Genomic DNA, 25750 nt, shown 5'->3' with positions numbered 1-25750 from the left:
CTTCATCCTCTCATCAGTCTTACGATATGCATGCCGGCGGATTCTGCCAGTCCTTCCAGATCATAACCACCCTCAAGCAGGCTGACGACCCGGTTGTTGGCGTATTTCCCAGCAATTTCCATCAGCCGCCCGGTCGCCCAGTCGAAATCATCGCCGACAAGGTTGATCTGCGCCAGCGGATCGCGGTGATGCGCGTCGAAACCGGCCGAGATGATGATGAAATCGGGACGAAAATCATCGAGCCGCGGAAGCACGCGGTCCTTGAACGCATCGCGAAAATGATCGCTGCCGTCATTGGGCGAAAGCGGCGCGTTGACGACCGTGTTCTTCGCACCCGTTTCGTTCTTGGCGCCTGTGCCGGGGTAGAGCGGCATCTGGTGGGTGGAGCAGAACAGGACAGACGGGTCATCCCAGAATATGTCCTGCGTACCGTTGCCGTGATGCACGTCCCAGTCGATGATCGCGACGCGCTCGACGCCATAGGTCTGCTGGGCATGGCGCGCTGCAATCGCTCCATTGTTGAACAGGCAGAAGCCCATTGCCTTGGATTTTTCCGCATGGTGGCCCGGAGGCCGGGCCGCAACAAAGGCATTGTCGACCTTGCCCGTCATCACATCGTCGACAGCCGCCATCGCGCCGCCGATACCGGTCAGCGCCGCCTGCAGGCTTTTCGGCCCGACATAGGTATCCGCCTCGATCTGACGGATCGTGTCCTCTTCCGGGATTTCGCGCATCACGGCGCGAAGATGCTCTTCCGGATGCGCAAGCAGGACCGCATCCTCGTTGGCCTGGGGGGCTTCCTTGCGTGCCAGATCGGAAAAATTCGGATGCTGGAGCGCGATCGCCAGCGAACGCAGCCGGTCGGGTCGCTCAGGATGGCCTTCAGGTGCAGGATGTTCGAGAAAGATCTGGTGTTCGTAAAGGCGGGTGGTCATGAAACGTGTCCCCGACGGTCTGTTGCCCACGACATGGCGCATCCGCCGCATTTTTTCAAGCAGCAGCCCTTGCCCTCGGGCCGGTTTGGCCGGAAAGAATAGTGTTGGGGAAATGGCTGTTCAGAGGTGTGCGTGGCCAAGGATACGATCAAGGCGTCGGATTTTCGCGTTGCCTTCCGCGACGTCGACATGAATGGCCAGATGTTCCGTTCGGTCTATATCGACCGCGCCGAGGAAGCGGTTGCCGCCTTCTGGCGTCGCCGCAAGACCAAGGACGATGACCCGTTCTTCATCACCGGCAAGGTTGCCGGGACATTCCATGTGCCGCTTGCCGTCGGAGATATCGTCCACACCCATGTCGGTGTCAGCAAGATCGGCGGAAAATCGGCAGGTTTCCTTGTGCGCATGACCCGTGGCGAAGAAGCTGTCGCCGAAGTCGAGATTGTCTGGGTCGCAACAGACGGGAAGGGTGGCAGCCCGGTCGCGCTTCCGGAAGACCTGCGCGACTGGCTTTATTCGTTTCTCGATTGAGCCTTATGCTCAGGCCCTCTGGGGCAGGAGCGGGTAGCCGACCATGACGGCGCGGCCGGCAAGGGCTGCGATCACGGCTTTCAGGACATCGCCCGGAATAAAGGCGAGCGAACCCATGAATGCCTTTGAGAAGCCGAGGCCGGTGATCAGCGCCAGATAGCTGATGCCGCAGACGTAAAGAACGATCACACCGCCGAACAGCGCCGCGACGAAGAAATTGACCGTTTGCACGAAGCCGGCCTGGCTGTGGCTGACGAGAAGCTGCGACAGGTAGCCGGTGGTGAGGACGGCGAAGACCCAGCCGATCAGATAACCGGTGGTCGGCGCCATGAACACGGCAAGGCCGCCACGGCCGCCGGAAAGAACCGGAAGCCCGATCGCGGCAAGCACCAGCACAAGCAGCACCGAAATCGTGCCGCGCTTGGCGCCGAGCACGACGCCTGCCAGCATCACGCCGAGCGACTGGGCGGTGATCGGAACCGGAATGAAGCCGAGCATGATCGGCGGAACGAGGCCGAGAGCCACGATGATGGCGGCAAAGAGCGCTGAAAGAACGAGGTCGCGGGTTGCCATGGTTTGGAGTTCCTTGAGACTGACAATCCGTCACTTCTGACTGCGGATGCCGCGGGCGTCAATGGCAGCGGCAATCTCGTCCGCGCTTTGGAGCGTTGTGATGATCAGCGGAACGATGAGCGACACCGGGCGCGGCTTCAACCCGCGGGCGTAATGCGCATCCCGGATCACCTCGTAGCGGCTGAGGATTTCCGGCACGAAACGGATGACCAGGCCGATCGAAAGCCCGACATCCCGCGCTTTCAGAATGCCCAGCCGCTCCAACGGCATCGCAGCCCTGGTGATCACGTCGATGAAATCGCCGGTCGTCGTCGTTGCGGTGACAAGGCTGGCGAAAAGCGCCAGCGCCGCCAGCCGGAAAAACGCGGTCAGTCCTTCGGCCGTGCCGTTGAAAGTCGCCGTAAACAGCGCAACGACGACAACGATCAGTGCAAACGGGCGCATGCGGCGCCAGATCTCCGCGGTGCTGATTCTCAGCAGCGCGTGGCCGGCAAGGCCTGCAAATGCCGCACCCGCGAGAAATCCTGCATTGTTGATCATGAAGAGGATCAGGCTGATGATGGCCAGCGCCGCCAGTTTCACAGCCGCCGGAAGCCGGTGCAGAACGCTGTCGCCATTGATATGCAGCGAGCGCATCAGGCTGTCGCTCCGTGCATCGCTCGGTACTCGCCGATGACTTCGGCAGGTCCACCGTCTGCCGCGATCCGTCCTTCATGAACGAGCAGCACCCGGTCCAGACCGGCCACGAGATCGAGATCGTGGCTGATGACGATCACGTCTTCCGGCAGTGTGTGAATCGTCTTTTCCACCAGGTTGCGGTTCTTCAGGTCGAGCTGGTTGGTCGGCTCGTCCATCACCAGAATTTTTGGTTCGGTGACGAGCACCGAGGCCAGCGCTGCAAGTTGCAACTCTCCGCCGGAAAGCTCGTGCGCGCGCCGGTCTCCGAGATGTCTTATACCGAAACGGTCGAGTATGGCATCGACCGCCGCCGTCACCTCCGGCTTCGGCAGTTTGCGTGACTTGAGGCCGAGCGCGATATCTTCGCGCAGCAGCGGCAGAATGATCTGGTTCTGCGGGTTCTGGAAAATGAATCCGCTTTGTCCGCGCGCTTCGTCTTCGTTTGTCACCGTATCGAAACCGTTGACCGTGACCCGGCCGGACGATGGCTTGACCAGCCCGTTGATCATCCGCGCAAGCGTGGTCTTGCCGGAGCCGTTCAGCCCGATAATGCCGACCCGCCGCCCGCTTATCGTCAGGTCGAGCGGATGGATGACGGTGCGGCCCTCGAAGCGAACCTCGACCTTTTCAAAGTGGATATCCAAACCTGATCCTCAAAATCCTCCCGCGTCTATAAACCGCCATCGGCAACAAAGGAATTCGGAACAAAAAAAGAACATTGCAAAGGTTGCATGAAGCCCATAGTCTCCCGCCATGGCTATTTTGATCAACAACGAGCAGGCAAGGCGGATCTTTCTGGAACGGCAGCAGCTTTGCGCTCCGCCCGGTCGCGCGCTGGCCAAGGCCGATCTCCTGCAACTGATCGACGATCTCGGCTTCGTCCAAGTGGATAGTATCGCCACCGTCGAGCGCGCCCATCACATGATCCTGTTTTCCCGTAACCAGACCTATCGACGGGAGCATCTGACCGCGCTTCTCGAAAAGGACGGCGAGCTTTTCGAGCACTGGACCCACGACGCCTCGATCATTCCGGCGCGGCTTTTCCGTTACTGGAAACATCGCTTTCGTCGCCGTGAACCTATCCTCGCAGAGCGCTGGCGCAAATGGCATGGCGAGGGCTTCGATTCCGCTTTCGACGACACATTCCGACATATCGCCGAAAACGGGGCCATCATGTCCCGCGATATGAAGATGGAGGACCACAAGTCCGGCGGCTGGTGGAATTGGCATCCGAACAAGACGGCGCTCGAATATTACTGGCACACCGGCAAGCTGGCGATCGCAGGGCGGGTCAACTTTCAAAAGGTCTATGATCTCACCGAACGCGTCATCGCCACTCATCATCACGAACCCGAAGTCGATCATCAGGAATTCGTCGACTGGGCCTGCCGCAGCGCGATGAAAAAGCTCGGTTTTGCCACATCCGGAGAACTCGCCGCCTTCTGGGATATCGTCACGCCGGAAGAAGCAAAAGCCTGGGTGGCAAGCCATCGCGACGAACTGACCGAAGTGGTGATCGAAGCAGCCGACGGCAGCCGTCCGCGGGCCTCCTTTGCGCTTCTCGGTTTTCCCGATCATCTCGGCGACATTCCCGATCCGCCGGCGCGCATCCGGGTGCTGAGCCCGTTCGATCCGCTGCTGCGCAACCGCGACCGCGCCGAGCGCCTGTTCAATTTCGTCTACCGTATCGAGGTTTTCGTGCCCGAGCCGAAACGGCAATACGGTTATTACGTTTTCCCGCTTCTGGAAGGCGACCGGATGATCGGCCGCATCGACATGAAGGCGGACCGCAAGGCGGGCGTGCTCGACGTCAAGCGCCTATGGCTCGAAAAGGGCGTGCGGGCATCGGCCGGACGACTGGAAAAGCTTGATGCGGAGCTGCAGCGGGTGGGCAGGTTTGCCGGTGTCGAAAAGGTTTTCTATCAGCCCGGTTGGCGAGGATAGTGATTACCTCAGCCACCTCAGAAACACCGTCGAAAGTGGCGGGAGGTCAAGCGCGATCGAGTATGGCTTGTCGTGCTGCGGGGAGCGTTGTCCCCAGGCATCCATCTGGCCGAAATTCGAGCCGCCATAGATTGCTGCATCGGTGTTGAGGACCACCTCCCAGCGGCCGTCTTCCGGCACGCCGACACGGTAGCCGTAGCGCGGCACTGGCGTCATGTTCGACATGACCAGCATATGTGATGAACGGTCCTGTGATGAGCGAAGCATGCCATATACGGAGTTTTCCGCGTCATCCGCCACGGCCCATTCAAATCCCTCGGGATGCACGTCGCTGAACTGCAGCGCCGGCTCGGTCGCATAAAGCCGGTTGAGGTCGCGGATGAGGAACTGGATACCGGCATGCTCCGGCCGGTCGAGGAGATCCCAGACGACCGAGGCGTCATGGTCCCATTCGCTTTCCTGACCTATCTCGCAGCCCATGAAAAGCAGCTTCTTGCCTGGATGTCCCCACATGAAGCCGTAATAGGCGCGCAGGTTGGCAAGCTTCTGCCACCGGTCGCCTGGCATCTTGCCAAGCATCGAGCCTTTGCCATGTACCACTTCGTCATGGGAAATCGGCAGCATGAAACGCTCGGAATAGGCATAGATCATCCCGAAGGTCATGCCGCCATGTTCATACTTGCGGTAGACCGGGTCGTCCGAGACATAATGCAGTGTGTCGTGCATCCACCCCATGTTCCACTTGAAATCGAAGCCCAGCCCGCCGTCTTCCGGTTTCTTGGTCACGCCAGGCCATGCGGTGGATTCTTCCGCAACGGTAAAGGCGTGTGGGCAGCGCTCGTGGATGATGCTGTTCAGATGTTTGAAGAACTCGACGGATTCAAGGTTCTCTCGCCCGCCATATTGGTTTGGGACCCATTCACCCTCGTTGCGGCTATAGTCGCGGTAAAGCATCGAGGCGACTGCATCGACGCGCAATGCATCGACATGGAAATGCTCAAGCCATTCGAGCGCCGAGGCGATCAGGAACCCTTTCACTTCGTTGCGGCCAAGATTGTAGATCAGCGTGTTCCAGTCCTTGTGAAAGCCCTCGCGAGGATCGGAATGTTCATAAAGCGCGGTCCCGTCGAAACGGGCAAGACCCCAGACATCGGTCGGGAAATGCGCCGGCACCCAGTCGAGAATGACGCCGATGCCGGCCTGATGGCAGCGGTCGACGAAATAGGCGAAGTCCTCGGGCGTGCCATGACGCCCGGTCGGTGCGAACAGGCCAAGCGGCTGGTAACCCCATGAACCGCCGAACGGATGCTCCATGATCGGCAGCATCTCGATATGGGTGAAGCCGAGGGATTGCGCATAGGGAATAAGTCGCTGGCTGAGCTCTACCCAGTCCAGCGAGCGGTTGCCCTCTTCGGAAATCCGCACCCAGGAACCGAGATGCACTTCATAGACAGACATCGCGCCGTCGCGGCTGCGATCCTGTGCCTGCCGTTCCATCCAGTCCGCATCATGCCAGCGAAACGGTCGCGACGATGCGACGATAGATGCGGTTGATGGGGCCGCTTCCGATGACCGCGCCACCGGGTCGGCGCGTTGCGGCGAGAGGTGGCCGTGGCTGTCGAGCAGCTCGAACTTGTAGCGCTCGCCATGCGTCAGCCGCGGAATGAGCAGTTCCCATATCCCCGCTTGCGGGCGAAGCCGCATCGGGTTGCGCCGTCCGTCCCAGGCGTTGAAATCACCGACGACGGAAACCCGCTGCGCATTCGGCGCCCAGACGGAAAAGCGTACGCCTGAAACGCCGTCGATCTCCATCGGGATGGCCCCGAGCGTGCGGCCGAGTTCGTAATGGGTGCCCTGGCTGATCAGATGCAGATCCAGTTCGCCGAGCAGCGGTGAAAATGAATAAGGGTCTTCGGTCTCCTGAACCGCGTCCGGCCATTCGATCCGCAGACGGTAGGGTGCCGGCCCGCCGACAAGACCAGCGAAAATGCCGACGTCATGGATCGGTTCGAGCTCTGCCATCACCCGTCCGGTATCGCTTTCGATAACCGACACAGACAGTGCGCCGGGCAACAGTGTCCTGACGACGGTGAGATCACCATATTGATGCTGCCCGAGCATGGAGAACGGATCTCCGTGACGCCCTTCGGCAAGTGCCTGCAGTCCTTCCTGCACCATGCCGGTCATCAGCTCTGCGCGTTCATATCTCATCTGTCAGTCTCCAATAGTCGTGAGGCGATCGCCGAAAAACCGGCAAGCGGAAGGGGCAGCCAGTGCGGTCGGCTGCGAACCTCATAGGCCACTTCGTAAGCGGCCTTTTCCAAAAGGAAGAGATCGAGTACCCGGTCTCGATTTTCGTTGGATTGCACAAGCGCATCGGATTTTTCGACTGCGGTGAAATAGGCGCTCAGGAATGCCGGTTCGGCCAGTTCGATGAAGCGGGTGATCAGCTGGCGGTGGCGGATATCGTCTACCTCGCTCACAACTTCGCGGTCCATGTCTGCCGCAGCGGCGAGATAGCTGAGTGAACGTAAGAGTCCTGCCACGTCGCGCAGCGGATTGGTTTTTGCCCTTCGCTCGCCAAGCGTCTTGGTCGGCTCGCCCTCGAAGTCGATAATATAGGCATCGCTTTCGGCAACCAGGATCTGGCCGAGATGGAAATCACCGTGGTGGCGCGTCTTCAACGTGCCGCCGGTCGCTTCCGTCAGACGGCTTGCAAGTGCTGTAAGTTCGTCACGGCGGGCGATCAGCGACCGCGCGATCTCGGCCATCTCGCCCTCCAGTCCCGGCAGGGTGCCCTCCAGAATGGCAAGGCTCTGGCCGATCTGTTCGGCCACTGCACGGCGGGCTGCGGCGACGTCGTCCTTCGTGCCCCATTCCGGCTTGAAGGCTTCGTCATCGGTATTTTCCGCCAGCGCCACATGCAGCTCGCCAAGCCGTGTTCCTATTGTCGCGGCGAAATCCACCAGCGGTTTGAAATGTTCGTCGGCGGTTTCGTTCTCCAGTCCGGTGACGACGATCTCGTCGATCGAGCGGCGCAGATTTCCGAGCATCCAGTTCCACGCATCACCCTGGTTGCGGATTGCCTTCTGTACAATGATCAGCGTGTGACGCGTGCCGTCGGGCCCTGTGCGGGCGACTTCGCCGAGAAGCTGCGCCGTGTTCCGGTACCCCACCTTGGTGAGGTGCCGCGTCATCTCCACCTCCGGATGGATCCCCGGAAAGATATGGCGGATAAGCTTGACCATCGCCAGATCGCCGACGATCAGTGAACTATTGGACTGTTCGGCTGAAAGCCAATGCACCGGCAGCTCGTCGCTGATCTCCAGTTTATCAAGATGATCGGTGCCGATGAATTCAAGGGCCCCGGTGCGACCGGTAATCACGGCACGCTCCGACAGGCCGCGCAGGATAGCGCGTGCAAAACTTTCATGCGCAAAGCCATCGGTCAGGAAGCCGACCCGACGCCCTTGTCTCAACCGCGCCATGGCAAGCTGCTGGGCAAGTGCGGTCGGAAAACTGTCGTCCCAGGATACTGCCAGCGGCAGGAGATAGTTGTCCATGCGGCCGGCGATATCGGCTTCCAGTTCGCCGAGAAGGATGTTGTTGGCAAAGGGAAGCGGCGTTGCCGAGATGAGCGCCGCGTGGTTCAGGATCTCACCCTTCGCGCCGAACCAGCGCCGCATCGTGAGATATCCCGGCAGCACCTCGTTCGACATCGTGTCCACCAGCTTGGGCTGGTCGACCAGTTCCTGCAGGTCGCGGCGCACCACCATGGTCACCATATCCTGCACCTGTTCCGGCGGCGCCTTGCGCCAGCTCGGCCCATCGGATTCGGGCGACAGCTGGAACCAGAAAAAACCATAGGGCGGAAGCGTCAGCAGATAGGTCAATTGCCCGATCGGCGGGAAGGGTGACATGCCGGTGAGCTCGATCGGCACCGAGCCCTCGAACTGCGCCAGATCCAGCTCCACGGCTTGGGGCAGTCGCGAAAGATTGGCGACGCAGAGGATCGTCTCGCCGTCATGCTCACGCAGATAGGCCATGATCTTGCGGTTGCCCGGCGTCAGGAACCGAAGCGAACCACGGCCGAAAGCCGGGTGCCGGTTGCGCAGCGCCAGCATGCGCCGGGTCCAGTTGAGCAGCGAATGGGCGTCAGCCCCTTGCGCCTCGACATTCACCGCCTCATAGCCGTAGAGCGGGTCCATGACCGGTGGCAGCACGAGACGGGCAGGATCGCCCTTGGAAAAGCCGCCATTGCGGTCCGGCGACCATTGCATCGGGGTGCGCACGCCGTCGCGATCGCCGAGATAGATATTGTCGCCCATGCCGATTTCGTCACCATAATAGATGACCGGCGTGCCGGGCATGGACAGGAGCAGCGCATTCATCAGTTCGATCCGCCGCCGGTCACGTTCCATCAGCGGAGCGAGGCGCCGGCGGATACCGAGATTGATGCGGGCGCGACGGTCTGCGGCATAGGTGTTCCAGAGGTAATCGCGCTCCTCGTCGGTCACCATTTCCAGCGTCAGCTCGTCATGGTTCCGCAGGAAGATCGCCCATTGGCAGTTTTCCGGAATTTCCGGCGTCTGGCGCATGATGTCGGTGATCGGGAACCGATCTTCCTTGGCAATGGCCATGTACATGCGCGGCATCAGCGGAAAATGAAACGCCATGTTGCATTCGTCGCCGTCACCGAAATATTCGCGCGTATCCTCCGGCCACTGGTTGGCTTCTGCGAGCAGCATTTTTCCGGGATGGCTCTCATCGAGTGCCGCACGAATGCGCTTCAGGATGTCGTGGGTTTCGGGCAGGTTCTCGTTATTCGTGCCCTCACGCTCGATCAGATAGGGGATCGCGTCCAGCCGAAATCCGTCGATCCCGGTATCGGCCCAATAACGCATCACCTGCAGAAGCTCTTCCAGCACGGCCGGATTGTCGAAGTTGAGATCCGGCTGATGCGAATAAAACCGATGCCAGTAATACGCTCCGGCTACCGGATCCCAGGTCCAGTTCGACTTTTCCGTATCGAGAAAGATGATCCGGGTTTCGGGGAATTTCTGGTCAGTATCGGACCAGACATAGAAATCCCGTTCCGGCGAACCCGCCGGCGAATGTCGCGCCCGCTGGAACCAGGGATGCTGATCCGAGGTGTGGTTGATGACGAGCTCGATGATGACGCGGATTCCGCGCTCGTGTGCGGCTTCCACAAACGCCCGAAAATCCTCCATCGTGCCGTAGTCGGGGCTGATATTGCCATAGTCTGCGATGTCATAACCATCGTCGCGGCGCGGAGAGGGAAAGAAGGGCAGGAGCCAGATCGCATTTGCGCCGAGCGAGGCAATGTGATCGAGCTTTTCGGTCAGCCCCTTGAAGTCGCCTATCCCGTCGCCGTTCGTGTCGTGAAAAGACTTCACATGCAGCTGGTAGATGATCGCGTCCTTGTACCATAGCGGATCGTCGTTCTGCTGCTGGTTCTGGCTGATCGCCTCCGAAAGGCTATTGGTCATGAAATCCACGGCGCATTCCTCCCTTATCTGACACGCCAGATGGCGAACGGCAGTCCTGCCTGCGGGTCGAGCCGCAGGCGCTGGATTTTTCCTGTCCAGGTGAACCGGTTGCCGGCGATCAGGTCTTCCAGTTGAAGCGAAGCGTGGTCGGGCTTGTTCCACGACCAGAGCGGAATTTCGACATCCGCCTCATGCGCATTGTAGGGGTCGAGATTGACGGCGATGAGCAGCACGTTCTCGCGTCCTGCACTGGCCTTTTCGAAGAACATGATATTGTCGTTCCACGCGGTCAGAAGCTGCAGGCCGAGATGCGAATGCAGCGCCGGGTTTTCGCGGCGGATACGGTTCAGGAGCGCGATCTCGCCCTTGATATTGCCGGGCCTGTCGTAATCCCAGGCGCGGATTTCGTATTTTTCCGAATCCGCATATTCCTTGCGCTTGGCATCCGGCCGGCCTTCACAAAGCTCGAAGCCGTTATAGACGCCCCACAGACCGGACAGCGTGGCGGCAAGGGCAGCCCGGATCAGATAGGCAGGGCGCGGCGCGTTCTGCAGGAAATCCGGATTGATGTCGTGGGTGTTGACGAAGAAATGCGGCCGGAAGAACTCCTTGGGCTCTTCGGTGGTGATCTCGCGCATATATTGCTCAAGTTCCCACTTGGCGTTTCGCCATGTGAAATAGGTATAGGACTGCGAGAACCCGACCTTGGCGAGCCGGTACATCACCTTCGGCTTGGTAAACGCTTCCGACAGGAACACCACATCCGGATGCCGCGAGCGGATATCGGCGATCATCCATTCCCAGAAGGGAAACGGTTTGGTGTGCGGGTTGTCGACGCGGAACAGCTTGACCCCGTTGTAGACCCATTTCTGGACCACGTCGCGCAGTTCGATCCAGAGCGAGGGAACTGCCTCTTTCGCGTAGAAATCGACATTGACGATGTCTTCGTATCGCTTCGGCGGATTTTCCGCATAGCGGATCGTCCCGTCTGGCCGCCAGTCGAACCAGCCTGGATGTGATTTCAGCCACGGGTGATCCGGCGAGGCCTGGATGGCGAGGTCGAGGGCAATCTCAAGCCCATGATCGGCGGCTGCATCCACCAGTCGACGGAAGTCATCGAACGTGCCGAGTTCGGGATGGATCTCGGCATGCCCGCCATCCGGCGAGCCGATTGCGTAAGGACTTCCCGGATCGTCCGGTGCGGGCGTGAGCGTATTGTTCTTGCCCTTGCGGTTGGTCTTGCCGATCGGGTGGATAGGCGGAAAATAGAGCACGTCGAAGCCCATCTCGCGAATGGCGGGCAGCCGGGCGATCACGTCATCGAATGTGCCATGGCGGCCCGGATCGCCGCTCTGCGAGCGCGGAAAGATCTGGTACCAGCTGGCAAAGCTTGCCGCGGTCCGTTCCGCATCGACGGGTATCGCTTGCGAGCGAACCCGGTGTGGTCGACGGTCGGCTTTTGCCATCAGCTCGGCAGTTTCCGGCAGAAGCAGGGTCTGCGTTCGCTGCTTGTCCTGTTCTGCCGTCAACCGGTCGAACAGCTTTTGCAGTTGGGGTTTCAAATTGCCGGTGGCATGATCCAGCGCATCGAGTACCAGATTGATACCTTCCTGAATTTCCAGCCGGAGATCCAGGCCGGCCTCGTGTTTCTTGGTGAACTCGTAGCGAAAAATCTGGAACGGGTTCTTCCAACCTTCCACGGCAAACTCGTGCCGTCCCATGCGTTTCAGCGGAAATTCCGCCTGCCAGCGGTCGTTGAGAACGAGCTGCATCGGCACTTCCTGCCAGTCCTCGTCATCTGCGCAGCGATAAAGCAGGGCGGCCGACAGCGGATCATGCCCATCGCCAAAAATGTCGGCCTCGACCTTCAGGATCTCGCCCACCACGCGCTTGACGACAAAGCGGCCCTCATTGACGGCAGGCGTGATCTTCTCAATCGCCAGCCGTGGGGAGGCTGCAGCCGCTTCGGCTCTGGGAACCGGTACGGCATCGACGATCGGTTCGGAAACATAACCCTCGAAGATGCGGATTTCTCCGGGCCTGAGCTTCAGTTTCGCATCAAAAACCTCTGTCCCGTCCTCCGGTGCTACCAGGGGCAGGAAGGGTGAGGCGGCCTCACGCAATACGTTGAAAGGGGCGGGAGCAGTCTTGCGCAGGTCGCGATTCAGAAGCACGACGCGCATCTTTTCTGACGCGCGGCTGTCCTCTTCATCCGTCTGGAACAGTCCGACGACGGGACCCTGGCTAGCGGAAACGAGCGTCAGCGGGCGCCGGGCAAAACCGGCGGTCGTTTTGTTGGTCGCACCGTTGATGTCGCGGATCTCGGCGGAAAGATTGTAGGAGCCCTGGTCTTTCAAACCCCGCAGCCCCAATCCGTCGCCATGGAGCGGATCAAGCGGCAGTGAAACGCCATATTCGAATCCCATCGGGATCATCAGCCCGCTGGTGAAAGTCGAGGCGAGCTTCAGCGCCCGCACGGCCTTGCGCTTCAAGACCTCGCAACCATCCGTGCCATGGGCGATGCGTCTTCCGAAAGGCGCTTCGGGAAAAGCGATCTGGTAACCGAGGTCACGCTGGATCTGGTATTCGTCCATGATCCATCGCTCTTCCATGTCCCACCACGCGAGCGAGGAAAAACTGCCGTCGAATCCGCTGTCCTTCAGTGCCTTGCGGTCGGCAAACGAGCTTCCCGGCGTCCAGGCAATGAAGATCGTCTCGGGTCTGGACCGGCGCGTATGAGCGACCAGATCATGCCATGCTTCCGGGGCAACGCTACCGATGCCGATACAGCGGAAACCGGAGACACCGGCCTCGGTCAGAGACACCAGCCGCTCCTTCCATTCTTCGACATGTCGGGGCTGCGCGGTAAAATCGATCCTCTGCGCGCCCATCTGATGTGGCTTCAGGCGTGGATCGGCTGCAACCGATGGCGAAGCGTAGCGGTCTGCCGCGACCTGATCGATAACCAGATCAAGCATGAATTTCAGCTCGCATTCGTGCGCGGCATGCGTAAGTGCGGTAATCGCCTCCAACGAATTCGAGCCAAGCCCGAGAGAGGGGGCCAGACGATCGAAGTCAGATGTCGTAAAGATGCTTGCACCACTTGCGCTATGAAACAGTGGGCCTGACAGGATCGTGTCGAAGCCCAGGGCGCGGGCATGAGCAAAAACCTCTTCCCACGCATCCATCCCATTGAGCGCAAGCGGATGCACATAATAGATTTGTGGTGGCAGAGCGGTCAGCGGAATACGGGATGCAAATTGAGGGCGCGTGTTCATCGGTCCTGCCTTGCATTTGATGGTTGGGGGCACGTGATCGGATCCACGAAGTCCTCGACTAACTGCAAGCCCGCATGGCTGGTTCCGATAAAATTGCAGCAATCATCTCCGCCCGCGCGGCCTTGCCATTTCCTTCGGTGCCGAAGATGTTGAAGATAAACAGCAATCAGGGATTGATCCGAGAGCGCTTTCCTGCTCGGTTTCGCAGCAGTTTATGAAAGGCGTCCATTCGTCACGCCAGGACGATGTCACTGACGGATCGTCCGGCATCGCAAAGCAGCGACGATCCGGTTAAGTCTTGGACGCTGCATATCGGGAGGAATACGACATGGCAAAACTACAGGTGGCGATGATTGGTCTTGGCATGGCGGCAGGCCACCACGCCCGAGCCTTGATCGATCTCGCCGATCAGGTCGAATGCGTTGCAGCCTACAGCCCGACAGCGGCACGTCGCGAGGCTTTCGCCGCACAATACCCGATCCCGGTTATCGACAGTCTCGACGCTATTTTCGACGATCCGGATATCGATGCCGTGCTGATCCTCACACCTCCAAGCAGCCATTGGGAGCTTGTCGAGCGTGCCGCAGCGGCAGGAAAACATATTCTCCTGGAAAAGCCATTGGATATCAGCCTTCAACGGGCCGAGGCTATTGTGGCTGTGGCTGAGAAGGCGAATGTGAAATTGGGCGTCGTGCTGCAGAACCGGTTTCGCCCGGCCGCACTCGCGCTCGATCTTCTGGTCGTCACCGGCCGCCTCGGTTCGCTGGTCGGCGCATCCGCTGCCATTCGCAACTGGCGGCCGCAAAGCTATTACGATGTCGAGGGCAGGGGAACGAGGGCGCGTGACGGCGGCGGCGTCCTGCTCACCCAGGCGATCCACACGATCGACCTTCTCCTGAGTTATGCCGGCGCGCCCAAGGATGTTTCCTCCTTTGTTCGCACCACGCCCATCCACCAGATGGAGACAGAGGATCTGGTCGCGGCCTGCCTCTCCTTCGAAAGCGGCGCGATCGGTACGCTGAACGCCACGACCTCGGCCTATCCCGGCCTGCCAGACCGGATCGAACTGATCGGCACGCAAGGCACGGCCACCCTTTCCGGCGACACGCTGGAAGCAGCGTTCATGGACGGCACGGTGGCAAAGGTGGGGGGCGAGCAGTCGATCGGCACGGGCGTCGATCCGATGGCCTTCGGGCATGAGATGCACCGCGCCCTGATCGGCAATTTTATCGGTTCGATCACCGGTGAAGAGACATTGCGCGTCTCCGGTCGCGATGCGCTGCAGGCGCACCGCTTCATTGAGAACATACTGGCGGCCAGCCGCTGAAGGCTTGAAGCGCTGAAGGTTTAAAGTCCGGCGGCCTTGCGCAACTCTTCCGCCATACGGCTGCGCCAGTCCTTGCCGGATGCCTTGAACCTGTCGAGCACGTCGGGATCGAGCCGCAACGTCACGGCAACCTTCGGCGCCTCGACCTTGGGGCGGCCGCGGGCAGCAATTGGCTTTTCCATCTTCTCCGCCATTTCGGGGAAGACCTCGCGGAAGGGGCGGGCGTTTTTCATTTCCTCTTCCGTCCACGGCGGATTGTCGGAAACTTCGTCCCAATCCTCTTTCGAATATCCTCGGCCGGGCTGAAACTCTGTCTGCTTTTGAGGCTTGATGTTCATTCGATCAAACTCCTCTCATCCCTTCGCGCCGGGCGCCTTGATATGACTGAAAGCGCCTCGGATCCAAGATTGACAAAGATTGCTGCGATTACACCGTTTCGCAATCTGCCGATCGCTGTGCGCCGCCCGTTCTTCGCCGGAACGGTCACGGCTGACAGAAAGAAATCAAATGACAGATCTTCGAAATCGAGACCATGCTTCTCGATATTCGCAACTCGCTTCTGCTCGTCCCAGATGATCCGCATTATTCGTACACGAAAAATCGCCGCCCGACAATGAGCGACGATCCGACGAAACGAAAGAGGTTACAATCCCGGAATTATAGTGGTTGCGATCGCAGCGATCAGCAGATCACCGTCTCGGCGATCCGGATGCCGAAACCTTCCAGCCCGACATAGTGGCGCTCGCTGCGGGTGAGGAGCTTGATCGAGGTGACGCCGAGATCTTTCAGGATCTGCGCGCCGAGACCGATTTCAAGCCATTCGCTTTCACGCGCCTGCGCCTCGGCATGGGCTTCCTGGTCCTGGCGCATCTTGCGTCCATGTTCGGTCTGGCCGACGCCCACGGAACCTTCGCGCAGGTAGATGATCACACCGCGGCCTTCGTTCTCGATCATCTTCATGTAGCGCTCGACAGAGCGTTCGGCGCCGAACACATCCTGCGCCACGTTTTCGAGGTGAAGGCGAACCGGAATGTCGACGCCGTCACGGATGTCACCGAAGATCACGGCGACATGCTGCATCGGGTCCCAGGGCAGCGAATAGGCATGCGCCTTGGCGCGGCCGACCGGGGTTGTCACGTCGAAGGATGAGATCAATTGGATCAGGGTTTCCTTGCGCTGCCGGTAGGCGATCAGGTCGGCAACGGAAATCTGCTTCAGCCCGTGTTCGACAGCGAATGCCGCCACCTGCTGGCCGCGCATCACGGTGCCGTTGTCGTTGACGAGTTCGGAAATCACGCCAATCGGCGGCAGGTTGGCGAGCTTGCAGAGGTCGGTCGCCGCTTCCGTATGGCCGGAGCGCATCAGAACGCCGCCCTCGCGCGAAATCAGCGGAAAGATATGGCCGGGACGAACGAAATCCGCAGCACCGACATTCGGGTTGGCAAGGTTGCGCACCGTCAGCGTCCGGTCGTCGGCGGAAATGCCGGTCGTCGTGCCATGCTTGAAATCGACGCTGACGGTAAAGGCCGTCGTGTGCGCGCTGTCGTTTTCGGCCACCATGGCGTTGAGGTTCAGCCGCTTGGCTTCCTCGCGCGGCATCGGCGCGCAGACGATACCGGATGTATGGCGTACGATGAAGGCCATCTTTTCGGGCGTGCAATGCACGGCGGCGACGATCAGGTCGCCCTCGTTCTCGCGGTCGTCATCATCGGTAACGACGACGATCTCTCCGGCCTCGAAGGCGCGGATGGCTTCAACGACGGACTTCTGATCGTAAACCATTGGAAAATTCCTATTTCAGGCGGCCGGTCTGGCCGCGATCCCTAAGATAATGATCTGCAATCGCGCAGGCGACCATGGCTTCGCCGATCGGCACGGCGCGGATCCCGACGCAGGGGTCGTGGCGGCCCTTGGTGCGCACATCGACATTGTGGCCATCGGCATCGATCGACTGGCGCTCGGTGAGGATCGACGAGGTCGGCTTGATCGCAAAGCGCGCAACGATCGCCTCACCGGTGGATATCCCGCCGAGAATGCCGCCCGCGTGGTTGGAGAGGAAGATCGGCTTGCCGTCATTGCCCATCCGCATCTCGTCGGCATTTTCCTCGCCGGTGAGCTCCGCCGAGGCAAAGCCTTCGCCGATCTCGACGCCCTTCACAGCGTTGATCGACATCAGCAGCGAGGCGATGTCCTGATCGAGCTTGCCGTAGATCGGCGCGCCGAGACCTGCCGGAACACCTTCGGCGATAACTTCGACAACCGCGCCGATCGAGGAACCGGATTTGCGGATGCCGTCGAGATACTCTTCCCAAACCGGAACCATCTCCGGGTCGGGGCAGAAGAACGGGTTCTGGTCGACTTGGCGCCAGTCCCAGTTATTCCGGTTGATCTTGTGCTTGCCGATCTGGACGAGCGCGCCGCGCACGGTCACACCCGGCACAACAAGCCGTGCAATGCCGCCGGCGGCGACACGGGCCGCGGTTTCGCGGGCAGACGAGCGTCCGCCGCCGCGATAATCGCGAATGCCGTATTTGACGTCATAGGTATAGTCGGCATGGCCGGGACGATAGCGGCGGGCGATCTCGCCATAATCCTTGGAACGCTGATCGGTATTCTCGATAAGCATCGAGATCGGCGTGCCGGTCGAAATCATCGTCTCGCCGTCCTCGTCGAACATCACGCCGGAGAGAACCTTGACGATATCATCCTCGCGCCGCTGGGTGACGAAACGCGACTGGCCGGGCTTGCGCTTGTCCATCCAGGCCTGAATGTCGGCATGGGTGAAGCGCAGTCCGGGAGGGCAGCCATCGACCACGCAACCGAGTGCGGGACCATGGCTTTCGCCCCAGGTCGTAACGCGGAAAAGATGGCCGAACGAATTGTGGGACATGAAGACTGCCTGGCTGCAAGGGCGCTTGAAACGCCGGTTTTATCGAGGCTTTATTAGGCAAAAGCATGGGCGCGGACAAGCCTTTCTTGCTTGCTGCCGGTACCCGCCGGGTGAACAGTCCGGTCGACAGGCGCAAGGTTCGGCGGCTCATGCCACCGATCTTTGCCAGCCCTCCTGTGCTCTTAACGTGAAATCGTCGAAGGGCAGGGCGCGCGCGAAGGCATAACCCTGCAGAAGATCGCAGCCGAGGTCCTCAAGCAGACTTGCGTGTTCGAAGGTCTCGACACCTTCCGCAACCGTTTCGACGCCGAGTGAACGGGCTATATCGATGATCGATCGAACCAGCGCGCGCTCTTGCGGCGAATGAAGGATTGGCAGAACCAGTTGCTTGTCTATCTTCAGTCGCTTCGGTTTCAGTCGCAGAAGGCTGACGATTGAGGTGTGCCCGGTGCCGAAATCATCGATCTCCACATCGATGCCGAGTTCCTTGATCCGGTCCAGATTGGCGACGACGGCGCTGTCGCTGTCATCGAGGAAGATCGATTCCACCAGTTCGAAGGCGATCTCGCCGGGTGCGATCTGCAGGCCACGCAGCATGTCGATCAGGTGTTCGTCATGCAGCCGTCGCGACGACACGTTGACAGAAACCCTGGGCACAGCGACGCCCATCGCCGCCCATCGCATCTTGTCCTTCAGCACCGTTTCCAGCATCAGCTGATCGAGCGTCGCCGTCACGTTAAGGTCGTCTGCGATCTTCAGGAACTGGTCGGGAGCAAGCAGGCCCCGGCGGGGATGCCGCCAGCGGATAAGCGCCTCGACGCCCGTCAGCTTATGTGTGCCCGCGCTGATCTGCGGCTGGTACCAGGCGGAAAACTCATGGTTCTCGATTGCCGCCAGCAGCTCGTCCGCCGTCCGCTTATGGTCGATAATCTCCGCATGCAGGTTCTGTGTAAAGAATTCGAACCGGTTGCGCCCCATGCCCTTGGCTCGGTAAAGCGCCAGATCGGCATTGACGAGAATGCGCCGCGCATCGACATGCGTGCCATTGGCTTCGGCGATCCCGATCGACACGCCGCAGCGGCAGGAAAACCCGTCGAAATCGAGCGGCTGGCGAAACTCGGAAATGATCCGGGCCGCAAGCTGCGCAAGCTCCTTCGAGCTTGCCTGATCGTGCACCAGAATGACGAATTCGTCGCCGCCGATGCGAGCGACCGTATCTTTTTCGTTGATATTGCGGGTCAGGATTTTGGAGGCGTGCACGAGCATCGCGTCGCCTGCGGCATGTCCCAGCGTATCGTTTATCTGCTTGAAACGGTCGAGATCGAGGTGAAGCAGGGCGAATTTTCGCCTGCCGGAAGCGCGCGACAGGGCGTCGAGCTCCATGTCGAGCTTACGCCGATTGGCCAGCAGCGTCAGCGGGTCATGCAGCGCGTTGTGTTCGATCCTGCTCTTGGCAATTTCGAGTTCGCTGTTCTTGGCGTCCGCTTCTGTCTTGGCCTTCTGCAGTTCCACCGTGAGTGCCGTATCCTTCGTCACATCAAAGGCCAGCCCGATGAGTTTCTTCGAGCCGTCCTTACCCTGATGCAGCTGGCCGACGGAGCGCACGTAGCGGATCGTACCGTCCGCCTGCGCTACGCGAACCACCAATGCCTCCTTCGTTTGGCCGCTGAGATACGCTCTCGATGCGTTGATCGCGATCGGTCGGTCTTCGGGCAAGAGCAGATTGAGCCAGCGTTCCTGGGTTATGATGCCGTTGGTGAAAGGGATGCCATACAGCTGGCACATGCGCGCATCCCACGTTTCGGTGCCCTGCCCGGGCGTATATTCCCATATGCCGCAGCCGTAGGAGGCAAGTGCGAGGTCGAGCTTGCCGGATAGTTCCTCAAGCTCCCGCTCGCGGCTCGACAATTCGTCCAGCGCAAGCTCCAGCTCGGCATTCTTGACCTCGGTATTGGCCTTGGCGTCGCGCAGCGTCTGCGCCATCAGCATGTCGGCGCTCACATCCCACACGATACCGGTCATGCGGTGGCTGCCGTCGATGTTTTCGTAACGTGCGCCGGCTGATCTCAGGTGCCGGACCTCGCCGTCAGCCGAGGTTATGCGATAGGTTTCGGTGCAGGATTCGTAGAGCCGCGCCCATTTCAGGAAATGAGCTTCCGCCTTCGCTCTATCTTCAGTGGCCACGTGCTGCAGCAATCCCTTCAGCCGCTGCACATCCTGTGGCGAGTTTACGCCGTGAAGCAGTCTGGCGCGCCGATCCAGGAAGAGCTGCAACCCGTCGCCGCTGACCTCCCATATGCCGATGTTGGAAGCCTCCATCGCGAGATTGAAGCGCTGTGAAAGATCAAGAAGGCTGGATTCACGCGTTTTCAGTTCGGCAATATTCCGGTTGCGCTCGGAAAGCAGCCCGGTCGCCACCACGATTGGTACGATGAGCGCAACCGCACCGAATGCGAGAAATAGCCGGAAGTGGTGCTGGTTTTCCGGGGGGGTAGCCCAGCCGTTCTTCGGGGCAAGCGAAAGATCCCAGCGCGAGCCGGCAATCTCCAGCGTCTTGGTGAGCGGCGATTGGTCGTCGACCGTGTCATCGCCAAAAAACGCCAGATAGCCAGGTTTCGCCTTGTCTCGCAGCGAGAAGTTTACGTTTGTAAGATCGACTGGGCTGGGCCGGCCCGCGTCATCGTCGACGATCATTCCCGCTTCCTTTAGAAGCTCCGCCTTGTCGATGACGATGGCAAGCGCGCCCCAGGGCTGGCGAAGTGTCTTATCGTCCAGCACAATCGGTACGACCAGCGTCAGGTGGTTCTCCTGCGAACCTGTGACGATACTCGGCGATGTCCTGTCCCTGGTATCCATCAGATCCGCGTCTAACCTTTTGACGTCGAATGGCAGCGAAGCGTCCGCGCTCGAAATACCCTCGGGTGTGTGGATCTGCGATATGGAAAGATCTGGCGCCAAGGCTACCGCGGCAAAATGCCGATGATTGTCGAATGTAGCCTCGACGAGATGTCGCAGGTGGTCTGAGGTTGCATTCTGTTCGCGCAGAAGACGCTGTGCAAGCGCCTGCGCATCCTTGATATCTGTCTCGATGCGCCCAGTCAGGTTACGTGACACGGCAGAGGCTGTGTTTTCCACATCTGCGCGCAAGGCGGCACGCCCGAATTCGGTATTGCGCCGATCAAGACCTAGTGCAATCGCAAATATGCAAAGCGAAATTGTTAGTGCCGCAAGCAGGGAAATTGGATTCGAGGCAATTATATTGTGCCAGTTTAAATAGTGTGGCGGCCTGAATTTCACCTGCTGAATGCCCTTCTCTAACCCGGGATGACCGAGAAATAGTGTATTGGCGGGGTGTTAATTTATCATTTCGCGATACAGGGTGCTGTGAACGAGGAATTATGTTTAATCAATACTTGATTTTGATGTTTTGAATCTCCTGGGGAAAGTCGAAAAAAGGTATTTGTTATATTTTTGTTAATAATAATGCCTCGTTTCACGCGCGAAATGTCATGATCAAGAGCAACTTTTGCCACATTCTGAGGGCTATCTTTGCTTCGAAACGAAACACACGGACCTCATCAAAGGCCTCCAAGATGCGCATGCTCATCGCCACCCTGCTCGCCACCGCAAGTATCTTCTCGCCGCTCAACAGCTTTGCTCAGAGCGCGGATATCGAGGCGACAATCAGGAAGGTGGACGTCAATGCGCTGAGCCTGACGCTTGACGACGGCAAGACCTACAAGGTTCCGGAAGAGTTCAACTTCGAAGGATTGAAGGCAGGCGTCAAGGTTCTGGTCTTCTATACCATGGTAGACGGCAGCCGTATTGTCGACGATCTGGAAATCGTTTGATATCAGAGTGAGAGAATGCGGGTGCTTTCGACGTGTTTGACGCCCGTTCAGCTTAAATCCAGGCGATCGAACCTTTGGCAACCGTTCCGTCACCCGCGTCGCCCTCACTCAACTCGATCCTGACGATACGGTCCTGATGGATCGGCATGTTGGCGGCTTCATCTTCATCGACATTGCCGATAATGCGGAAAAGCGAGCGAAGCACTCCGCCGTGGCTGACGGAAATCGTCGGTCCCTTCAGCGACGCGAGCCATGCGCCTATACGCCAGGAAAGGATTTCATAGCTCTCGGCATCTTCGCCCGGTGGAATGAAGCTCCACTTGTTTTTTGAACGTTCCCGCAGTCGCTCCGGAGCAGTCTTCTTTATCTCGGCGGTGGTAGACCCTTCCCAGTCACCGAAAGAAAGCTCTTTCAGGAGTTCATCTGTACGGTAGCCCGCCGGGTCCAATCCCATGGCTGTCCGTATGCGCTCCATTGTCTCCCTTGTACGCCAAAGGGGGCTTGCAACGAAATCGAACCCGTCGGCTGAGCCGACGAGTTCGCGCAGCGTTTCACCGTTACGGGTAGCCTGTCCACGCCCGATCGCATTGATCGGGATATCCTTTTGTCCCTGAAGACGACCTTCGGCATTCCAGTCCGTCTGGCCGTGGCGGATCACATAGACAAGCACGGGATCGTTCCTCGTTAGTCCTTGATGACCGAAATGTCCGGAGCGTCGACCGCCTTCATGCCGATAGCGTGATAACCGCTGTCGGCGTGATGCACTTCGCCGGTCACAGAACGGGAGAGGTCGGAAAGCATGTAAAGGCCGACATCGCCGACATCTTCGATGGTGACGGTACGGCGCAGCGGCGCATTGTACTCGTTCCATTTCAAGATGTAGCGGAAGTCACCGATGCCGGATGCGGCAAGTGTCTTGATCGGACCGGCCGAGATCGCGTTGACGCGGATGTTCTTCGGGCCGAGGTCGACCGCCAGATATTTGACGCTGGCCTCGAGAGCCGCCTTTGCAACGCCCATGACGTTGTAGTTCGGCATGACCTTTTCCGCACCGTAATAGGTCAGCGTCAGCATCGAGCCGCCATCGGTCATCAGCTTTTCGGCCCGGCGTGCGACGGACGTGAAAGAATAGACCGAGATCTGCATCGTCTTGGCAAAATTGTCGGCAGAGGTGTCGACATAACGACCGGTCAGCTCGTCCTTGTCGGAAAAGCCGATGGCGTGCACGATGAAATCGATCTTGCCCCAGTGGTTTTCGAGATTGGCGAAGACCTCGTCGATCGTCGCTTCGTCGCTGACATCACAGTGGCCGGCCATGAAGGCGCCGAGTTCGGCCGCCAGCGGTTCGACCCGCTTCTTCAGCGCATCGCCCTGATAGGTGAAGGCCACTTCGCCGCCATTGTCGACGATGGCCTTGGCAATGCCCCATGCAATCGAGCGATTGTTCGCAACGCCCATGATGAGCCCGCGCTTGCCTGCCATAAGGCCGGATGCCTGAACCATTGTGTAATCCCTGACACGAAAAAATGAATGTTGCCTATGGCATAGGCCGCATCAGGGTTCAAGCATGCGTCAAATCATCAACCGTAAAGATGGCCTGAAATAGATGCGTGCCTGGGGATGATGTCATCCCTTTGTCACGCTTTCCGTCTCACAGATACAGCCCATCGCGCATCAGTCGCATCAGGTCGGTGACCTTGGCGTCCGGCGTTTCCAGAAGCACGATCCTCAGTTCGACCACCAGATCGCCGCGTCCTGCAGCGTCATGAAGGCCGAGCCCTTCGATCGTGATCGTGCGGTCGGATCCGGACCAGCTGGGAATTTCCACCGTCCGCCGGCCCGCTGGTGTCTCCACCTGCGCCTCACCGCCGAGGACGGCATCCTGCAGCGAGATGGGCAGCACGATATGAAGGTTGAAATCCCTGACGATATAGATGTCGTCGCGGGCCGCATTCAGCGTCACGACAAGATCGCCCTGTTTCATGTTGGGCAGTTTCAGGCCTTGGCCCGTAAGCCTTACCTGATGTCCGTCGGTGGTGCCCCGCTCGATCGGAACGCGAACTTCCCGGTCGTCCGAGAGCTTGATCGTAACCGGTTTCAGCGCCAGCAGTTCGGCCACCGTCACCTTTGCCTCGACCAGAAGATCCGGCGCCTTTTCCGGTGTTGGCGCTGTGCCGCGGATACGTTTGACCAGATTGGCGATGAGGTCGACTGCCATCATCGGCAGCGGGGAGCGGACTTCCGGCCCCGGCGCATCCTTCGGGCTCGTTTCTTCGACCTTTGTCTCCGACGTGTCGGCATGTTCCTTGGCGCGCTCGCGTGCCTCGGGGCTGCCGCCGAAAATGCGTTCGATGGTTTCTTCCGGGCTTTCGCTCGGCTTCTTGCCCGTCTGCTGCTTGGCTTGTCCGCTTGCCGCACCCTGGGCTTTCGCCTTTGCCGCATCGGCCTTCGGTTCGGCCTTGGTGGCGTCGGCCTTGGTAGCATCGGACTGGGCTCGGGCAGCCTGGGCCTTTGCCAGCTCCTCCATCACCTTTTCCGCATTGGCGCGCGCAGCCTTGGCGCGCTCTGCCGCATCGCGCTGCTGCATGATCGTCTGGTGCATGTCGGCTGCACGGTCATAACGCCGGCGCCGCTCCGGATCCTTGAGCAATTCATAGGCCTGCCCGATCTCCGCGAACCGGTCCGTTGCACTCGGATCGTCGCGATTGTGATCGGGATGAATCGTCTTGGCCTTCGTCCGCCAGGCCGCCTTGATTTCGTCTGCATCGGCGTTCCGTCTGACGCCGAGGATGGAATAGGGATCACGCATCGTGAGACCACCGGTTACGCTTTTGGCGGCAGATCCGGCATAATCGCGAACCTGCCGATAATAAACTTAAACACGGGCAACACAGGGCCATCATGCACTGCTCGCTGCTCCGATTTTCTCGGATTGAGAGAGTAGAGGCGCAGTCCTGAATCAGTGGTTACAGCGCGGCTTCACAGCTGAGGCATGGTGAAGGATCAGTTAACGCGGTGTGTGGTTTGGAAACAATTAGGCCAAGGGTGACAATTTGGCTCAGCCTTGCCTGTCGAAGGCCGTCAGCATCCAGTCGCCGCTTCCGGTCATGCAGGTCTGGCCAGCAAAAACGGCGATCCCTTCATAGGAATGACGCGTTGTCTTGAAGGCGCGGCAGACGCGACCCTGGGCGTTGTCTTCCTGAATGACGGAAACCACGCCGGCACTGCCGGTCGCGGCATTGGCCCAGGGAAGGGGAGTGTTGCCCATTTTCACGAGATCGGCCGAAGTGACGGCATTGCGCACAGTCGCTTCGTCGGAAAGGCTTGTCTCGGATTGGGGCTTGCCGGCAACGGTTCCCGTCGCAAGCGATCGATCGACCTTGCTCGATCCGCCAAACAGATCCAGACTACTCGTACATCCCGCAAGCGACAGTGTCAGCGTGGCGAGGCAAATTGCAGCGCCGCTCTTGCGGCCCAGGCACTTTGTCATTTCGGTCCACTTTGCTATCACTGACACCTAATATCCTGTCCGGCGCTTCGTCTCGGGCATGTTCGAGCAGATTGGGAGTATTTAAGTCAATATGTCTGGAAGTGAGTTAACAACCGGTGACTTCACCGAAGAATCTGAACCATTTACCCTTTTCGCCCGCTGGTTGAAGGATGCGGAAGCTTCTGAGCCTAACGATCCAAACGCCGTTGCGGTTGCAACAGTAGATGAACATGGCCTTCCGAATGTGCGCATGGTGCTGCTCAAAGGTTTCGACGAGCACGGGTTCGTTTTCTATACCAATTTTGAGAGCCAGAAGGGCCAGGAAATCCTAGGCCAGAAGAAGGCGGCCATGTGTTTCCACTGGAAATCGCTGCGCCGGCAGGTGCGCATCCGTGGCCCGGTAGAAGTCGTGACTGATGCTGAGGCCGACGCCTATTATGCATCCCGCCCGCGCGGCAGCCGCATCGGCGCCTGGGCATCGAAACAGTCGCGTCCGCTCGAAGGACGTTTTGCCCTGGAGAAGTCAGTCGCGGAATATGCGGCGCGTTATGCAATCGGCGAAATCCCGCGGCCGTCCTACTGGTCCGGCTTCCGTATCCGGCCGACATCGATAGAATTCTGGCACGACCGCCAGTTCCGCCTGCATGACCGTGTCGAGTTCCGTCGCGACGATCCGTCCGGCAACTGGAACAAGGTGCGGATGTACCCGTGAGCAATTCCAGCAAAAGCGCGAACCGGTTTTG

21 protein-coding genes are annotated in these 25750 nt (G+C 59.5%); 5 read left to right on the top strand and 16 right to left on the bottom strand.

Translation table 11 applies throughout. The features are described from left to right. Positions 1-2: 2 nt before the first annotated feature. On the bottom strand, positions 3-935 hold the full coding sequence (locus GGE33_RS10695; RefSeq protein ID WP_183823008.1) for a histone deacetylase family protein: 933 nt from the start codon (positions 933-935) through the stop codon (positions 3-5). Between the two features lie 132 nt (positions 936-1067). Between GGE33_RS10695 and GGE33_RS10690 the strand changes: the two genes are divergently transcribed. Continuing rightward, on the top strand, positions 1068-1466 hold the full coding sequence (locus tag GGE33_RS10690) for a thioesterase family protein (protein ID WP_183823006.1): 399 nt from the start codon (positions 1068-1070) through the stop codon (positions 1464-1466). Between the two features lie 9 nt (positions 1467-1475). On the opposite strand, the gene GGE33_RS10685 is transcribed toward GGE33_RS10690, so the two are convergent. From GGE33_RS10685 to GGE33_RS10675, 3 genes are read right to left on the bottom strand one after another with little or no spacing between them, the layout of a single operon-like run. After that, a complete protein-coding gene (locus GGE33_RS10685) occupies positions 1476-2039 on the bottom strand; it encodes a biotin transporter BioY (RefSeq protein WP_183823004.1) in 564 nt (187 codons plus the stop codon). Positions 2040-2069: 30 nt separating this feature from the next. Next, positions 2070-2675, bottom strand: coding sequence for an energy-coupling factor transporter transmembrane component T family protein (locus GGE33_RS10680; RefSeq protein ID WP_183823002.1), 606 nt, complete (start codon positions 2673-2675; stop codon positions 2070-2072). Then, positions 2675-3361, bottom strand: coding sequence for an energy-coupling factor ABC transporter ATP-binding protein (locus tag GGE33_RS10675; RefSeq protein WP_183823000.1), 687 nt, complete (start codon positions 3359-3361; stop codon positions 2675-2677). The genes GGE33_RS10680 and GGE33_RS10675 overlap by 1 nt, the downstream gene beginning before the upstream one ends. Positions 3362-3470: 109 nt before the next feature. Here GGE33_RS10675 and GGE33_RS10670 point away from each other — a divergent pair, with 109 nt between their 5' ends. Beyond that, the gene (locus GGE33_RS10670) at positions 3471-4661 is read left to right on the top strand and encodes a winged helix-turn-helix domain-containing protein (RefSeq protein WP_183822998.1); all 1191 of its coding nucleotides are present in this window, start codon (positions 3471-3473) and stop codon (positions 4659-4661) included. A gap of 3 nt (positions 4662-4664) precedes the next feature. On the opposite strand, the gene glgB is transcribed toward GGE33_RS10670, so the two are convergent. The 3 genes from glgB to GGE33_RS10655 are packed head-to-tail and all read right to left on the bottom strand — an operon-like array spanning position 4665 to position 13359. Beyond that, positions 4665-6872, bottom strand: a complete 2208-nt coding sequence (glgB, locus tag GGE33_RS10665) for a 1,4-alpha-glucan branching protein GlgB (RefSeq protein ID WP_183822997.1) — start codon at positions 6870-6872, stop codon at positions 4665-4667. Beyond that, positions 6869-10171 (bottom strand): maltose alpha-D-glucosyltransferase, encoded by a 3303-nt coding sequence (treS, locus tag GGE33_RS10660; protein ID WP_183824080.1) that lies wholly within the window; start codon positions 10169-10171, stop codon positions 6869-6871. Before treS ends, glgB begins: the two co-directional genes overlap by 4 nt. A 23-nt stretch (positions 10172-10194) precedes the next feature. Beyond that, positions 10195-13359 (bottom strand): maltotransferase domain-containing protein, encoded by a 3165-nt coding sequence (locus GGE33_RS10655; RefSeq protein WP_425486658.1) that lies wholly within the window; start codon positions 13357-13359, stop codon positions 10195-10197. A gap of 418 nt (positions 13360-13777) precedes the next feature. On the opposite strand from GGE33_RS10655, the gene GGE33_RS10650 reads away from it, so the two are divergent. Further along, positions 13778-14776, top strand: coding sequence for a Gfo/Idh/MocA family protein (locus GGE33_RS10650; protein ID WP_183822993.1), 999 nt, complete (start codon positions 13778-13780; stop codon positions 14774-14776). A gap of 20 nt (positions 14777-14796) precedes the next feature. Here the strand turns inward: GGE33_RS10650 and GGE33_RS10645 are convergent, their stop codons facing one another. From GGE33_RS10645 to GGE33_RS10625, 5 genes are all read right to left on the bottom strand, one after another. Next, positions 14797-15114 (bottom strand): BrnA antitoxin family protein, encoded by a 318-nt coding sequence (locus tag GGE33_RS10645; protein WP_183822991.1) that lies wholly within the window; start codon positions 15112-15114, stop codon positions 14797-14799. Further along, positions 15111-15359: a BrnT family toxin gene (locus GGE33_RS10640; RefSeq protein ID WP_183822989.1), complete on the bottom strand. Its 249-nt coding sequence runs from the start codon at positions 15357-15359 to the stop codon at positions 15111-15113. Before GGE33_RS10640 ends, GGE33_RS10645 begins: the two co-directional genes overlap by 4 nt. Before the next feature lie 98 nt (positions 15360-15457). Then, on the bottom strand, positions 15458-16558 hold the full coding sequence (ribB, locus tag GGE33_RS10635) for a 3,4-dihydroxy-2-butanone-4-phosphate synthase (protein ID WP_183822987.1): 1101 nt from the start codon (positions 16556-16558) through the stop codon (positions 15458-15460). Positions 16559-16568: 10 nt separating this feature from the next. Further along, entirely contained in the window at positions 16569-17666 is a 1098-nt protein-coding gene (gene aroC, locus GGE33_RS10630; RefSeq protein WP_183822984.1) for a chorismate synthase, read from the bottom strand. Positions 17667-17813: 147 nt separating this feature from the next. Further along, entirely contained in the window at positions 17814-20813 is a 3000-nt protein-coding gene (locus GGE33_RS10625; RefSeq protein ID WP_246435942.1) for a bifunctional diguanylate cyclase/phosphodiesterase, read from the bottom strand. 446 nt (positions 20814-21259) lie between these two features. Here GGE33_RS10625 and GGE33_RS10620 point away from each other — a divergent pair, with 446 nt between their 5' ends. Further along, entirely contained in the window at positions 21260-21517 is a 258-nt protein-coding gene (locus GGE33_RS10620) for a DUF1344 domain-containing protein (RefSeq protein WP_148142825.1), read from the top strand. Between the two features lie 52 nt (positions 21518-21569). Here GGE33_RS10620 and GGE33_RS10615 read toward each other — a convergent pair whose 3' ends face one another. The 4 genes from GGE33_RS10615 to GGE33_RS10600 all read right to left on the bottom strand — a co-directional run bounded on the left by GGE33_RS10615 (position 21570) and on the right by GGE33_RS10600 (position 25034). Further along, entirely contained in the window at positions 21570-22187 is a 618-nt protein-coding gene (locus GGE33_RS10615; RefSeq protein WP_183822982.1) for a histidine phosphatase family protein, read from the bottom strand. Positions 22188-22201: 14 nt separating this feature from the next. Then, positions 22202-23020, bottom strand: coding sequence for an enoyl-ACP reductase FabI (gene fabI / locus GGE33_RS10610; RefSeq protein WP_183822980.1), 819 nt, complete (start codon positions 23018-23020; stop codon positions 22202-22204). Between the two features lie 148 nt (positions 23021-23168). Further along, the gene (locus GGE33_RS10605; RefSeq protein ID WP_183822978.1) at positions 23169-24326 is read right to left on the bottom strand and encodes a J domain-containing protein; all 1158 of its coding nucleotides are present in this window, start codon (positions 24324-24326) and stop codon (positions 23169-23171) included. A gap of 249 nt (positions 24327-24575) precedes the next feature. After that, positions 24576-25034: an RT0821/Lpp0805 family surface protein gene (locus GGE33_RS10600; protein WP_183822976.1), complete on the bottom strand. Its 459-nt coding sequence runs from the start codon at positions 25032-25034 to the stop codon at positions 24576-24578. Between the two features lie 64 nt (positions 25035-25098). Here GGE33_RS10600 and pdxH point away from each other — a divergent pair, with 64 nt between their 5' ends. Further along, positions 25099-25719 (top strand): pyridoxamine 5'-phosphate oxidase, encoded by a 621-nt coding sequence (gene pdxH / locus GGE33_RS10595; protein ID WP_148142821.1) that lies wholly within the window; start codon positions 25099-25101, stop codon positions 25717-25719. Positions 25720-25750: the final 31 nt, after the last annotated feature.

The organism is Aliirhizobium cellulosilyticum (assembly GCF_014198105.1).
Taxonomy (GTDB): Bacteria; Pseudomonadota; Alphaproteobacteria; order Rhizobiales; family Rhizobiaceae; genus Neorhizobium; species Neorhizobium cellulosilyticum.
Note: the sequence above shows the minus strand (reverse complement) of the source record. Positions and strands in the feature narration are given on the sequence as shown.